At 35.1% G+C, this 13823-nt stretch carries 11 protein-coding genes; 6 read left to right on the forward strand and 5 right to left on the reverse strand.

Going from position 1 to position 13823, the window contains the following annotated elements:
* Positions 1-10: 10 nt before the first annotated feature.
* Positions 11-1192, reverse strand: a complete 1182-nt coding sequence (locus LPC15_RS05660; protein ID WP_229234399.1) for a CBS domain-containing protein — start codon at positions 1190-1192, stop codon at positions 11-13.
* A 905-nt stretch (positions 1193-2097) separates the two neighbouring features.
* On the opposite strand from LPC15_RS05660, the gene LPC15_RS05665 reads away from it, so the two are divergent.
* Genes LPC15_RS05665 through pyrF form a run of 4 tightly spaced genes read left to right on the forward strand, consistent with a single transcriptional unit; the run spans position 2098 to position 5540 of the window.
* Positions 2098-2520, forward strand: coding sequence for a DUF126 domain-containing protein (locus LPC15_RS05665; RefSeq protein WP_229234400.1), 423 nt, complete (start codon positions 2098-2100; stop codon positions 2518-2520).
* A gap of 48 nt (positions 2521-2568) precedes the next feature.
* Positions 2569-3915, forward strand: coding sequence for a site-2 protease family protein (locus LPC15_RS05670; protein WP_229234401.1), 1347 nt, complete (start codon positions 2569-2571; stop codon positions 3913-3915).
* 45 nt (positions 3916-3960) lie between these two features.
* Complete coding sequence (locus tag LPC15_RS05675) at positions 3961-4899, forward strand: deoxyhypusine synthase (protein WP_229234402.1); 939 nt, start codon at positions 3961-3963, stop codon at positions 4897-4899.
* Complete coding sequence (pyrF, locus tag LPC15_RS05680; RefSeq protein ID WP_267496933.1) at positions 4896-5540, forward strand: orotidine-5'-phosphate decarboxylase; 645 nt, start codon at positions 4896-4898, stop codon at positions 5538-5540. Before LPC15_RS05675 ends, pyrF begins: the two co-directional genes overlap by 4 nt.
* A 170-nt stretch (positions 5541-5710) precedes the next feature.
* Here the strand turns inward: pyrF and LPC15_RS05685 are convergent, their stop codons facing one another.
* Genes LPC15_RS05685 through LPC15_RS05700 form a run of 4 tightly spaced genes read right to left on the reverse strand, consistent with a single transcriptional unit; the run spans position 5711 to position 11949 of the window.
* On the reverse strand, positions 5711-7630 hold the full coding sequence (locus LPC15_RS05685; RefSeq protein ID WP_229234404.1) for an AMP-binding protein: 1920 nt from the start codon (positions 7628-7630) through the stop codon (positions 5711-5713).
* A 56-nt stretch (positions 7631-7686) separates the two neighbouring features.
* Complete coding sequence (gene gatD, locus LPC15_RS05690) at positions 7687-8946, reverse strand: Glu-tRNA(Gln) amidotransferase subunit GatD (RefSeq protein ID WP_229234405.1); 1260 nt, start codon at positions 8944-8946, stop codon at positions 7687-7689.
* 1 nt (position 8947) lies between these two features.
* Positions 8948-10426: an argininosuccinate lyase gene (argH, locus tag LPC15_RS05695; protein WP_229234406.1), complete on the reverse strand. Its 1479-nt coding sequence runs from the start codon at positions 10424-10426 to the stop codon at positions 8948-8950.
* A gap of 32 nt (positions 10427-10458) precedes the next feature.
* Positions 10459-11949, reverse strand: coding sequence for a dihydropteroate synthase-like protein (locus LPC15_RS05700; RefSeq protein ID WP_229234407.1), 1491 nt, complete (start codon positions 11947-11949; stop codon positions 10459-10461).
* Between the two features lie 106 nt (positions 11950-12055).
* Here LPC15_RS05700 and LPC15_RS05705 point away from each other — a divergent pair, with 106 nt between their 5' ends.
* The gene (locus LPC15_RS05705; RefSeq protein ID WP_229234408.1) at positions 12056-13000 is read left to right on the forward strand and encodes a DHH family phosphoesterase; all 945 of its coding nucleotides are present in this window, start codon (positions 12056-12058) and stop codon (positions 12998-13000) included.
* Between the two features lie 47 nt (positions 13001-13047).
* Entirely contained in the window at positions 13048-13803 is a 756-nt protein-coding gene (locus LPC15_RS05710) for a TatD family hydrolase (RefSeq protein WP_229235334.1), read from the forward strand.
* The last annotated feature ends 20 nt before the right edge of the window (positions 13804-13823 follow it).

Below are 13823 nucleotides of genomic sequence, written 5' to 3' on the forward strand. Positions count from 1 at the left end.
GACTAATTTGTTAATATATCCGTTCTTTTTGCATTTGTTTCTCCTGATCTCTCTCCATTTGTTTTTGAACGGATAATAAAGAACTCTTAAGTGAATCTATAAGATCCCACCTCTTTTTGTACATCTTTATCTTTGAATCTTCGCTCTCTTTTACGACTCTTTTAACTACTCCAGGCTCACCCTGCCCAACGTACAACTTATCTGGTGTTTTTACATAAGTACTGATCTTATAGTAGGGTATGCCACCCTTATCCCTCTCTTTATTAACCACTATCTTGATCCAATGTAATCTTCTCGCAAATCTAGCAATCTTCCTAACTTCCGTCTCAATGATCCTCTCTGCAAGAAATCGGTATTCTTCATCAATCTCACCTTGTATCTCTACTTCAATCATTGCTTCTTCTTTAAGCGCTCGTAGATACTTCATTATGTCCTTAACAGTGATAATACCTCTCAACATATCGTCTTTTACGATTGTCACACCCCTTATATTGTATTTTTGCATTAAATCTGCCACATCTGCAAGATTTGAGTCTATCTTTGCTGTAATTACAGGAGTACTCATAATTGTAGAGACTGGATGTGCCATTCGTGGTATCCTTTCTCCTTTTACCTCACCGATAGTAGCTTTCTTTTTTGGCTTGTAGATTCTGGTTAAGATATCACCATCTGTAACAATACCAGTTAAACAACCTTTTTTATCAAATACGGGTAATCTATCTATATTGTTCTCTCTCATAATACTTCTTGCTTTACCAATACTATCCGTCTCCTTAATATATATCGGATCTCTTGTCATTACTTTAGTAACTTCAATATCTCTAAGTATAGGAGAATCGGAGCCTTTCTTCATTATATCATAATCGGTAACTATCCCTACAAGTTTTTCGTTCTCATCCACGACGGGTAATGCTCTTTGTCCGCTATCGATCATGGCACATATTGCATCGATGATTGTGGAATTTTTATGGATACAGTATGGCTTGAACATATACTCATCTACAGGCACCTCAGGATTCGATGCGAATAGCAGATCTCGCAGGTAGATGAGGTAAATATTATCATTTGCAAGTATAACTAAATTATGAAAATTGTTCTTTTCCATAATACTGATAGCCTTTGTTATTGGTGTATCAGGGGTTAACGTAACCACATCCTTTGTACAAATGTTTATTACTGGCTCTTCAAACATAATTCTCTCCTCATTTTATAATTGTTATATCTATCATTAAATATTTATGGTTAATCTACATTAGATCATCTGATCAATGAGGATCAAATTAATAAAATTTGTTTAATCTACTCTATATCAAAGATAAATGAAAAAGTTTTTAAGCAATCATTTCAGAAAGTTATAGATGATTTAAAATGGCAAATTTACCACCAATTTTGAGAGTTTTAAAAGAAAAAGATCCTGAATTTTTAGAGATGTAATAGTATGTAATGCCAAAGAAGGTATGGGAATAATAGAGGCATAAGCTTACGAGACAGGAATCAGTGCAAAAGGTCTTATGGGACCGATCTGTTCTACAATCGTGGCTCTTTAACAAGAGAAGTCGTATTCTGTCTAGCTGACAGGGGAAGCAGACAACCTCTTAAGCTAAACGATGATGAGATGATAGTAGGAATACCTTTTGAGAGGTTAGAGAGCGTTTTAAGAGGATTGGATGGAATTAGCAAAAGAAGAATAGAATAGATAATTTGCTGAAGTTTTGCGTTCTACTAAGTTATTCATCGTAGAGTTGTACGGATAGATTGTTTAAAACGCAAAAATCCATCAACTTATTTTTTTTATTTAAAGATGATAAAAATTATAGAACTTTATCAGCATAGACAGCTCAGCAAATCCCGATACTTTTAAAATCAGACAAAGAATATAAAGCATATTTAAAAAAGTTCTTTGAAAGATGGATTCTTAATTTTATTAAAAAAGATAAAACTAATGATAAAGACAAAAAGGTTTGAGGAGAGTAAGAGTTATATCAAATATCCTTTGCCATGGCATATTATCTAAAACAGCTAAAGGAACATCTATAAATGTTAGCCTAAACGTAGATTTCATATAATAAAAAAGCATATATACTGAAAGAATTTAGCATGGATAAAAAATGTCAAAAATGTAAAAGATCTGGACGGGTCATATCCCATGGTAGCTGTGAGGGTGAGGCGTTGGTTTCACAGAAAGATATCTCCTTTCTCGGAGGTGTGGATCCAAAGACCGGGATTGTGATCGATGAATTTTCTGATATAAGAGGATGTTGTATAAAGGATAAAATCTTGGTTTTTCCTAAAGGCAAAGGTAGCACGGTTGGATCGTACATAATATTGCAACTGAAAAAGAATGGTGTTGCGCCTCTTGGAATCATCAATAAAAATGCAGAGGTAATAGTAGCCATAGGAGCGATAATTTCGGAGATCCCTATGATAGAGATCGATAATATAAATCTCATTAAGACGGGTGATCTTGTGAAGATTGACGCTACTGGTAAAATAGGATATGTAGAGATTACGAATCTCTGACCTCATATTCGGCTTGAAATAATACAGCAAAAAAGGTTTGAATAACTAATGAGTACCACTTCAAAGATAATTCTGATTGTATTGTTTATATTTATAATCCGATGGATCGTTATCTATTTATTAGACCGCAAAGGGTTTTTAGAAAGGCATAATATTGTTGCTATCGGACCAATATTGATGTTTAAGACGTACAAAGGCCAAAACTTTTTAAGAAAAATTGCTCAACCGAAGCGATTCTGGCGAGGTTTTGCATCTATAGGAATCCCGATAGTATTTATAGCAATGATATTTATGTTTATCCTCTTCATGAGAGTCATTCTGATAACATTCACCCAACCTCCGCCACCGCCGAATTCTCTCACATCACCAAGAAACATCCTTTTAATCCCAGGATTAAATACGTATATCCCATTAGTAGAGGGGATTATAGGATTGATCATCACTCTAGTGGTCCATGAATTTGCCCATGCAATACTTGCGAAGGTAGAGGATATAAAAGTAAAATCCCTCGCGTTGCTTACCGTTATCATTCCAATCGGTGCTGCTACAGAGATAGACGAAGATGAATTGTTCGGTAAATCTGATAAAGAAATAAACGAGGAAAAAGAAGTAAAACCAAAAAAGGTTGCTAAAAGTGGGGAACGAATCCGAATTTTGTCGGCAGGCGTGATAAGCAATTTTTTTATAGCATTAATCGCATTTTTATTATTTTTTGGTCCTGTGTTAGGATCAATCGCTCCAATAAATGAAGGAGTTGCAGTATCTTATACTATGGAGGGTTTTCCTGCTGCTAATGCTGGTATTGATAATGGAGAGATAATAAAAAGTATAAATGGGCAGGAGATAAAGACTATAAACGATTTTTTTGTTTATATGGATAGTACCGCACCAGGAGATACGATTACAATCGTGACAGATAAGGGAGAGTACAATATAGTGCTTGCAGAAGGTTATCCCGGCCTTTTGGTATACGATATCGGTGGGAGTTTGAATTCTATAAAAAACCTGCCTAAGACGCTCGGGACATTGGATGGCTGGTTGGCTTTATATGGGTTGCCTCTTCTATATATGGGATTCTTGAATAATCTTGCCACGTTCTATGTACCTGTTGGACTTGCCTCTATATTTGGTAGCGGATTCTTCTGGATTGCAAAGATACTCTTATGGATAGGCTGGATAAACCTCGTTGCAGGATTGTTCAACTCTTTACCGGCTACACCTCTAGATGGTGGGTACATTTTACGAGAAGCTCTATTTAAAACCTTTAGCAAGATAACAAAAAATAAAGAATGGGCAGGAAGGATGTCACATACGGTAGTTAACTTTTTAGGAATTTTGGTATTCATATCTATATTATCCGCAATATTATGGCAGTCTTGGGGATATATCTATTAATACAGATAACATAGAAATTTAAAAGAAGATAAGATAGGGTATAAAATGAAAGAGATTGATCAGATAAGATTAAAGAAAAATATGAACCTGGGAGAATTTTTAAGTTATTTTAAAAATACTGCATTCAATTCTAGAAGATTGGCAAGTGCCGTAGATATATATGCAGAGATGATCGAAAAGGATGCAAAAAAATTTTTTGGTTTGGCAGGCGCGATGGTTCCTGCTGGAATGAGACAGATTATAGTTGATATGATGGATAGAGGATGGATAGATGTTCTTGTAACCACTGGAGCAAATTTGACGCACGATCTTATAGAAGCATTCGGTTATCATCATTATATGAATAACTCCAATAATAAAGAGTATAAACATTTATCAGATTCCGATCTGTTAGAGGAGGGGATAAGTAGAATCTATGACGTGTTTATCACTAATGATGCGTTTATAAATTTTGAAGAGGATTTATGGAAGATTTTAGACGATATCGGAGAAAAAGAGAATATTTCAATAAGCAATCTTATCAAAGAGATTGGTGCTCGACTTAAAGATAAAAATTCGATTATAGGTAAGGCTTACGAGAAGGATGTTCCCATATTCTGCCCAGCATTGGCCGATTCGATCTTTGGATTACAAGTATGGATGTATGGACAGACGCACAAATTTAAAGTGGGAGCATTCGATGATTTGAATGATTTAACCAATATATGCTTCGAATCTGATAAAAACGGAGTCTTGATCGTTGGTGGTGGCGTGCCTAAAAATTTTATACTTCAGATGATGCTATTAAAACCGGATAGCGGGTTCGATTATGCTATACAGATAACGATGGATAGACCTGAAACAGGCGGGTTGTCAGGAGCAACCCTTGAAGAGGCAGTCTCATGGGGAAAGATAAAATATAGTGGAAAATCAGCAGTAGTTTATTCAGATGCAACTATAGCGCTCCCATTGATATACGGCGCATTGATCGATAGATTTCAATGAGCGGTTTAATATTTGCAATGGATCTTACAGATAAGTATAGATCATTAAATCTGTTAAAAGATATAAGCGAGTTTATAGATTATGTAAAAGTAGGCTATCCCCTGATCTTATCTGCAGGTATCGGTATAATAGGCGATCTTTCAAGATACTCTCCAGTGATCGCAGACTTAAAAGTTGCCGATATTCCTTATACTAACGAGATGATATGTAGAATAGCTTTTGAGAATGGTGCCAAAGCCGTTATATCACATGGGTTTACAGGATCTTACTCTTTAAAAGCTTGTATAGAGACTGCAAAAGAATACGATGGAGAGATATACGTTGTAGTAGATATGAGCAATCCGGGCGCAGACGAGTTTATCCGACCGAATACTAAAAATCTTTGTAAAATGGCAGTAAAATATAAAGTAACAGGTGTGGTTGCTCCTGCAAACGATCCTGAAAGATTAAAAATAATCAGAAGATATGTAAAAAATCTGAGGATGATCTGTCCGGGTGTTGGTGCTCAAGGAGGATCGATACGTGAGGCACTCTCTGCCGGGGCTGATTATTTAATAGTGGGCAGGAGTATTTATACAGCAAAAAACCCAATAGAGGCTGCGAAACGTATAAGAAATGAGATATTACAAGATAGCCGATGATGAATTAAAAACCTGATTTAAAAAAATGATGAACCCTATGAGTTCTGAGGCATCTTATGAATGCTTAATAAAATAATAAATAAAAAATAATAAATAAAAAGTTAAAAAATATAAAAATCAAAAATATCACGAATGTTAATTCGTGAACCACAAATCTTCGATTTGTAATATTACTTCAACAAACCCTGCTTCTTCATCTTTTTTATCTCTTCATCTCTCAGTTTTCTCTTGAATATCTTCTCCGTTATAGTCCTTGGCAATTCCTCATCTCTGAACTCTACAGATTTTGGGACGGCGTAAGGTGGTACTCTCTCTTTCAGATACTGTACTATATCATCTTCCTTGATTTTACCTCTGTATTCGGGTTTCAGAACGATAAAAGCTTTTACGCGTTCACTGCCAGGTCTTTCCGGATCGGGTATTCCTACCACTGCAACCTCATCTACTCCAGGGTACTCGTATAGTAAATCATCCATCTCTCTCGTGTATACCTTGTATCCAGATACGTTCACCATATCCTTCGTTCTATCCACGACATAGAAATGACCCCACTCGTCTATCTTCACCACGTCCCCGCTATGCACATATCCCTCTCCATCCATACCAGACCCCACATCAGGCCAGTATCCTAACATCTTCCAAGGCGCATCAAGACACATCTCTCCTCTCAATCCTTCTTTTACTACCCGAGATATCGGTATCACCTCTCCTGTATCTTCATCTATTATCTTTACCTTCAAATCAACACAAGGTATCCCTATCGATCCTACTAACTCTTTCTTTCTACCCTCCTCCGTTGTAACTATATTCTTCGTTCCAAAAGATATTAAGATGTTTGCAAGTCTTCCAAAATTATCTGATCCGATCAAAGATTTCACTGTCTTTAATATGCTATCCATTCCGGGAAGATCTAGTAATCTGTTACCTATATGCAATACCTTTCCTACGTTCTCTCTACTGCCGAGTATCGGTACCAACATCGATACGACGGATGGAACATGTGTTACAGGGGCAAACTCTGATAAACCGTATCCTTCACCCATTATACTTCCTGTTTTCTCTTCTACAGATTTATGTATCTCTGGAGCGAGTGCTGCCGAACCAGAGATATAGATCATTCCAAAGTCCTTTGCCTCCTCCTCTTTTAAGAGTTTCCAGAATTGAGTCGGTGCTCCAATACATAATACAGGATGGTACTTCTTTACCAGCCTGACAAACTCTTTTGTATCTCTCGGATCGGTTACTTGTAGGGCTGTAAGCCCAATGCTCAGACATAGAAGGGTCTCACCATGTCCGTATACATGAAACAACGGAAGGGGTATGATTGCTCTACCTAACCCCTCCATCAATTTTACAAGGGACCTTGGAAAGGCTGTATTCATAACCGCCTCCGATTGTGCTACTAATCCCTTATGTGACAACATAACACCCTTTGGTATCCCTGTAGTACCACCAGTAAAGAAGAGTACAGCCGCATCGTTTTTAGGATCGATATCGACTTTGGGCGGGTTGGGAGGATACTTCTTGATCAGGTCGGTAAGCCAGATTATACCCTCCTCTTCCTCGTGTATAGGCGGGCTCATAGAATAATCTTCAGTCTTCGTCACGATTATGTTCTCTACCCCTACCTTCCCGCTTGCTTCTTTGACCTTATCCAACACGTCCCTATCTTTTACATTTGTATGACAGCATATCACCGTCTTTACTCCAGCTCTCGTCCATTTATCGACAAGACCATCTACAGAATCGATAACACTCTGTAAAGTACATATACCGCCTATTTCAGGGATAGCAAGGTCTGCTAATACCCCTTGGATAGAAGTAGGAAGAACAGTAGCTACTACGTCTCCTTTTTTAATACCTAAATCTGCTAATGCCGTGGCAAGCCTATCAACGTGGTCTTTCAACTCTTTATATTTCATCTCGTAATCGAATTGAACCAATGCTAACTGATTGGGATATCTTCTTGCTGGTCTATCTAGATGATACTCTGTATATCTCATATCTGGATAAGGCTCTAGAGTCTCTGGTGCTCCTAATAATTCATGCTCCTTTAACCAAGGTCGTTCTAAATATTTATTTTCTTCCATTTTAAACACCTTTATATTGTTATGATTTATTTATATAAAAATATTTCTATATAAAATTAAAATATATAACCTGTTGATTTAGATATCTCTCCTCTCATATTTGTTCTCATTAATCTTTTAACCTCTTCTAAGTCTTTTGTCTGTCCTAAAACCCACATGAGCTTTGTTAAAGCTGTTTCAGGAAGAATATCCTCACAATCTATAACTCCTGCCTTTATCATCATTCTACCTGTATCATACACTCTATTAGAGACCCGTCCGTTTAAACACTGGGATGTTATTACTATGGGAATATCCTGCTTTAGATGTGGTATCCATGCTGAAGAGACATGCCCTAGACCAGTGCCTTCAATCACCACTCCTTTGTATCCTTCTTCTACAAAAAAATCGATGATGCCTGGATCACAGCCAGGATAAAATTTTATGAGAGCACACTTCTCTTCTATTTTATCGTATAATCTTAAATCTTCTTCATCTCTCTTTTTATACCTATCCGAAAACAGATTTATCTCTAAATCAGGGTAGTTTATCTTTCCAATTGGTACAGAGTTAATTGATCTAAACGCATCCCTTCTAGAGGTATGCATCTTCCTTACATTCGTTCCTTTATGTATCAAACAAAAATCGTCCGAAATTGTACCGTGCATCACAACAGAAACCTCTGCTATATCTGATGTTGCCGTTTTTGTGGCACAAATCATGTTTACATAACTATCGCTGCTTGGTCTATCCGAACTTCGTTGGCTACCAACTAAAACAACAGGGATTGGTGTTCTAAGCATAAAAGATAATGCAGATGCGGTATAATTCATCGTGTCCGTTCCATGCGCAATAACCACACCATAAGATCCTTTTTTTATCTTATCATAGACAGCTCTTGCTATATCAACCCAATTTTTTGGAGAGATGTTCTCGCTCAATATGTTGAACAGCTGATCTGTATCGATAGTAGCAATATCAGAAAGTTCTGGTATTATCTTTATAATCTCGTCCGCTTTAAATTGGCTCGTAACGGCACCTGTTTTATAATCTATTCGGCTTGCTATTGTTCCACCTGTAAAAATCACTGAAACGTTGGGTAAACCCTTTTCTTTAGCGGTAAGATCCTGATTTTTATTATCAAGTATAGAAGAATCAATCTCTTTTTTACTCTTTATAATCTCTATAAACGTCTTTTCATCGATGTTAATTCCTATATTATAACCATTCTCAAGTTTTAAGACTATTGTATCGTCTATAGAAGGCATTACAGTTCCTTTATACTCTACACCATCTTTTTTTATCTTTATTAAATCTCCCTCTTCTATATCGATCATATCAAACATCCTTACATATACTTAAAAGTTCATTTATTCTTCCTTTTATTTTCTGAGCCAGATCATTTATTTCAGACTCATCCTTTTTTAAAATACTCTCTCTCTCTTCTATCATCCTTTTAACTTCAAAATGAGATGTTCCTCCGATACTCGTTCGTCTCTCTATATTCTTAGTAGAATTTAAAGCATTTTCTACGTCAATACTCTTCAATCCAAGATCACTCAATTTTTTTCCTATCTTTTTCAAAGAAATATCATTCAATCCGTCTGTTACCTTTTTTATGTCATAAAAATTTTTATGACCATTATAATTCTTGGTAAACTCTCCTACGATCGAATGTGCAACTCTGAATGGGATCTTTGTTTTAATGGTAATGATATCTGCCAACTCTGTTGCAGTCGTGAAACCTTTGTCAGATTCTTCCAACATAACACCCTTATTTATCTTCAACGTATCTATTATTCTGCTTAAAATCTTCAAAGTGATCTTTACAATATTAATGGATTGTAATAGATGTACTGAGACCTCTTGATTATCTAAATTATAGGAAAACGGAATAGCTTTGCATATAGATAAAGTAGCCGTCAAGTATCCTATCAAACTCCCAGATTTTGCTCGCATGAGTTCAAGAGAATCTGGATTTTTCTTTTGAGGCATAATGGAACTTGTAGATGCAAAAGAATCGTTTATTTCTATGAAATTAAATTCCGATGTAGACCAAAGGATGAGTTCTTCTGCCAATCTGCTTACGTCGATCATTATCAATGTAACATCAAAGATCATCTCTAAAATAAAATCTCTTGTGCTTACAGCGTCCATTGAGTGCTCTACTATATCATCGAATCCCAGCAGGTATGCCGTTCTTTCTCTATCTATTTTAAAGCCTGTACCTGCAAAAGCGGCTGATCCTAACGGTGAAAGATTTAACCTTTTATAAAAATCTTTTAACCTGTCAAGATCTCTTTTGAAAACGTCATAATGAGCTAAATAATGATGAGACAGGAGTATCGGTTGTGCATGTTGCATATGAGTATAGCCTGGCATGATAACATCTAAATTATCCTTTGAAAATTTTAGTATGGTATTGAGGAGGTCTATTATTAATTTCATAATATTTATCGTCTCTTCTCTCGATTTAAATCTTAAACAAGTGGCTACCTCATCGTTCCTTGATTTGGCGGTGTGTATTTTTCCCCCGATACTGCCCAATTTCTCAATAATCTTGCTTTCAATGGCAACATGAACATCTTCGTAGTTTTCTATCTCAATATCTTCATTTTTTACCTCTAAAAGAGCTTTTATTATCTTATCTCTCTCTTCTTTATCTATAATGCCACGTTCTCCAAGCATTATCACATGAGCAAGATCTACATAAATATCTGCATCGAATATCCATCTATCTACATCGAGGGATAACGTATATTCTTTAAAAAGCTCATCTTCCTTCTCATTCAGCCTATTTCTTAATATGTCTCTCATTGTATCCTCTTGTATACTAAATTTAATTTATTTTAAACCTCATTCAAAAACGGATAAACATATCTAAACTCTTCGTCTTGGATATAACTCCTGCACATCTTGAGGCAGATTTCTGCTTTCATCAGTTCTCTACCCAAGTATGCAACATGTTCTTTTAAACTCACCATCTTTTCTGAGATTATGGTATCAAGCACAGATTTTGCAGTCTTTCCTACTATGGTAGCATCTTTATGCGTTGCATATATTTTACCATCCTTCAATCTTATAGAAAATCCACCTAATGGATCTATATGCCAGGTTTTGTTCTCTTTCGCGATTATTATATTATCACTAATATCAGCGATAAATTCTCTTATTCTCTTCTCTTTAAATAAGATTAGATCGATTCCTAAATCTTTAGGTGGCATCTTTCTATTCTTCGCAAGAAACATCATCTCAGAGATTTTTTTAAGCTCATATATGCTTCCAAAACATTTTCTGCTGTATTCTGGTGTAAATAAAATACTTACACCTAATTCTGCGCCTATTCCAGCTAAAATTGCATTTGCACCTGTTGAATCTGTATCTATCAACTCAGATACGTTTCCTATGCCAAAAAACAATGGTATCTCTTTATATCTTAAATTTATCTCTCTGTATCTAATCAAAGATTTGAATAAACCCATGTTTATCGGATCTAATACAGGGTCTGCAATAATTTTTTTTATTCCAATACTCTTTGCAAGATCTATGTTATCATCTAATTTGTCATCATCTGGTATTATTACAACCGCTGAGTCCGTATCTGCCAATTTTTTTCCAATCCTGTCAAGAACGTCTTTATTTGCGCTGAGCAACATATCTGCTTTATTAGATCCAAGAACCAAAAATTCTGGTATGCTGGTATCTATCGAAAAAGGAACTTTAAAACCTGAGATTGTATCTAAAATTTTTTCAACATCGTCTATATCAGCGTCGAGCGATATGCCGAGATCGATCATATCTGTACCTTCTGAGAGGTAATATTTTATCTTTTGTACAAGATCGTCTGTATCGTATTTATCTGCATCTACTATCTCGGACAATACTTTCATTCTAGAAGATTTTCCCAGTTTCAACCCTTTAAGTTTAAACAAATAATCTGCATCTTTTTCTAATCTTATAACATCTTTTTTTGCATTTTCTACTTTTAGGTGAGATAACAATTCACATGCAGGTATCTTGCTGGAAAATTTTATTTTATTTGCCTCTGGAAGAATATATCTCAAATCATACGCATTTTTTGGTCCAAGCCTTATAGGTACTTTAATCTCGTCTTCTAACTTAGTAAAATCGGCTGTTATTAATCCAGGGATTAAAATTAGCCCGTATAATTTTAAATCAATATCTTGTTCTTTCAATGTCTTTTTTAAGATTGTTGGAGTTATAAATGCTGCTATATTTCTATTACAAACCAAAACATCTGCATAATCCTTTGCACACTCTTCAACAATCTCTTTTACTATCCTCTCGGATTTTTTTCCTGTTATTATGAGTATTCTCATACATCTTAAGACATGCAATTTATATATAATAAAGATATTAGGTAAAATGTAACAGTCAAAAACCATAGTAAAATATTTTATTAATTTAATTGTATAGAGTAGATAAATGAAAAAAACAACAGTTATAACACATATGGATGCCGATGGTATATTATCTCTAGCTACTTTTTTAAGATATACTCGTAGCGTTGAGGAGGTTAAAAAAGATGCTTTAAGCGTCTATTTCACATCCCCGGTTAATCTGTTAAATACTATCTTAATATCCATATTAAATAAAAGAAGGGTGAATAACTTAGAAATGCTCTATATCTTTGACCTTTCTGGTTATAGAGAGAGCATTATATCTGCATCCATATATAAAAAAGCCGTATGGATAGATCACCATCATTGGGAGATAGTAAAAAAACCTGAAAATATCGAGTTTTATATCGATCCTACCTCTAATAGTGCATGTCGACTTGTATCCGAATATCTCTCAACTCACTATTTTGAAGATGTGGCAGATGAGATAGATACTAACAATATAAAAACAGATTATGGTGAGAAGATCAGAACGATCGTATCTTATTTACGAGATGAGAACAGAGGTAAGATATTATTTGAAAAATTATATAAATTTGCAGAAGATCTTGCATGTACCGGCTTTGACATACTTTATAATGCGTATTACGAATCTATGATAGATCTTTACAAGAAAACATTAGAAGAGATCGACGAGATCATCGTCAATTACTTAAATATATATAGAGTGGATGATTTAAAGGTTGCAGTGGTCACATCAGATAAATCGTTACCCGTCTATCATGTATACAATAAATTGATGGATCATAAAGATGCTCCATTCGATCTTATTTTAACGGTATTTTATTTTGACAATATAACAAAGATTGAATTTAGAACACAGACAAATTTTAATACCCGCGATCTTGCTAAGATGTTTGGCGGTGGCGGGCATATTTATGCAAGCGGTGCAACTGTAGACGGCCATATTACCATAGATGAGATCGTACATAATATCAAGATTAGATTGATGAACGAAGAGAATATATGAGTTTATAGCAAGATAAAAGATAGGTTGGTGTTATAAAATTGAAGAATATGATAGATATTCATTCGCATTTAACTTTTGAAGATTATGATAAAGATAGGGATCTCGTTATAATTGATGCAAAGAAGGTATTAAAGGCGGTAATCACAAGTGGGGTCAATCCAGAAGATTCCAAAAAAGCTTTGGATTTGTATGAGAAAAATAAAGGATTTTTGTATCTTATGTTAGGTTTTCATCCGATATATGCTAATAAATATAGCGATAAAGATTTAGAACAATATATAGAGTTTATTAAGAAAAATAGAGATAAAATTATAGGTATTGGAGAGATCGGTCTGGATTACTATTGGATAAAGGATAAATCTGAGATTAAAAGATCGAAAGAAATATTTGTATCATTTTTAGAGCTTGCAAAAGAGATCGATATGCCCGTGCTTCTCCATACAAGAAAAGCAATCTCTGATGGACTGAACATTATAGAGAATGAGGACATACGGAGAGCAGTATTTCATTGTTTTTCTGGTGGAACAAAATTAGCAAGAGAGATATGGGAAGAGGGTTATTATATATCTCTTGCAACATCCATCGAGAGGAATAAAAATATGAAGAAGGCAGCAAAGTCTGTTCCGTTGAAATTATTATTAACAGAGACAGATTCTCCTTTCTTATCACGCATAGATGGAGAAAGAAACGTTCCACAAAATGTAAATATAGTATACCGTGAAATTTCAAAATTAAAAGGTATAGATATAGGTGAAGTAGAAAGACAGGTGTCTGAGAATATTCATACGCTATTCAATATATAAACAGAGATGGGGTGAATAAT

Origin of the sequence: Candidatus Methanoliparum sp. LAM-1, from assembly GCF_020885915.1 — an archaeon.
GTDB classification, from domain to species: domain Archaea; phylum Halobacteriota; class Methanoliparia; order Methanoliparales; family Methanoliparaceae; genus Methanoliparum; species Methanoliparum thermophilum.

What these genes read in the sequence shown, in the direction of transcription:
- LPC15_RS05660 (WP_229234399.1), bottom strand. Translation starts at nt 1,192, where the DNA reads ATGTTTGAAGAGCCAGTAATAAACATTTGTACAAAGGATGTGGTTACG.
- LPC15_RS05665 (WP_229234400.1), top strand. Translation starts at nt 2,098, where the DNA reads ATGGATAAAAAATGTCAAAAATGTAAAAGATCTGGACGGGTCATATCC.
- LPC15_RS05670 (WP_229234401.1), top strand. Translation starts at nt 2,569, where the DNA reads ATGAGTACCACTTCAAAGATAATTCTGATTGTATTGTTTATATTTATA.
- LPC15_RS05675 (WP_229234402.1), top strand. Translation starts at nt 3,961, where the DNA reads ATGAAAGAGATTGATCAGATAAGATTAAAGAAAAATATGAACCTGGGA.
- pyrF (WP_267496933.1), top strand. Translation starts at nt 4,896, where the DNA reads ATGAGCGGTTTAATATTTGCAATGGATCTTACAGATAAGTATAGATCA.
- LPC15_RS05685 (WP_229234404.1), bottom strand. Translation starts at nt 7,630, where the DNA reads ATGGAAGAAAATAAATATTTAGAACGACCTTGGTTAAAGGAGCATGAA.
- gatD (WP_229234405.1), bottom strand. Translation starts at nt 8,946, where the DNA reads ATGATCGATATAGAAGAGGGAGATTTAATAAAGATAAAAAAAGATGGT.
- argH (WP_229234406.1), bottom strand. Translation starts at nt 10,426, where the DNA reads ATGAGAGACATATTAAGAAATAGGCTGAATGAGAAGGAAGATGAGCTT.
- LPC15_RS05700 (WP_229234407.1), bottom strand. Translation starts at nt 11,949, where the DNA reads ATGAGAATACTCATAATAACAGGAAAAAAATCCGAGAGGATAGTAAAA.
- LPC15_RS05705 (WP_229234408.1), top strand. Translation starts at nt 12,056, where the DNA reads ATGAAAAAAACAACAGTTATAACACATATGGATGCCGATGGTATATTA.
- LPC15_RS05710 (WP_229235334.1), top strand. Translation starts at nt 13,048, where the DNA reads ATGATAGATATTCATTCGCATTTAACTTTTGAAGATTATGATAAAGAT.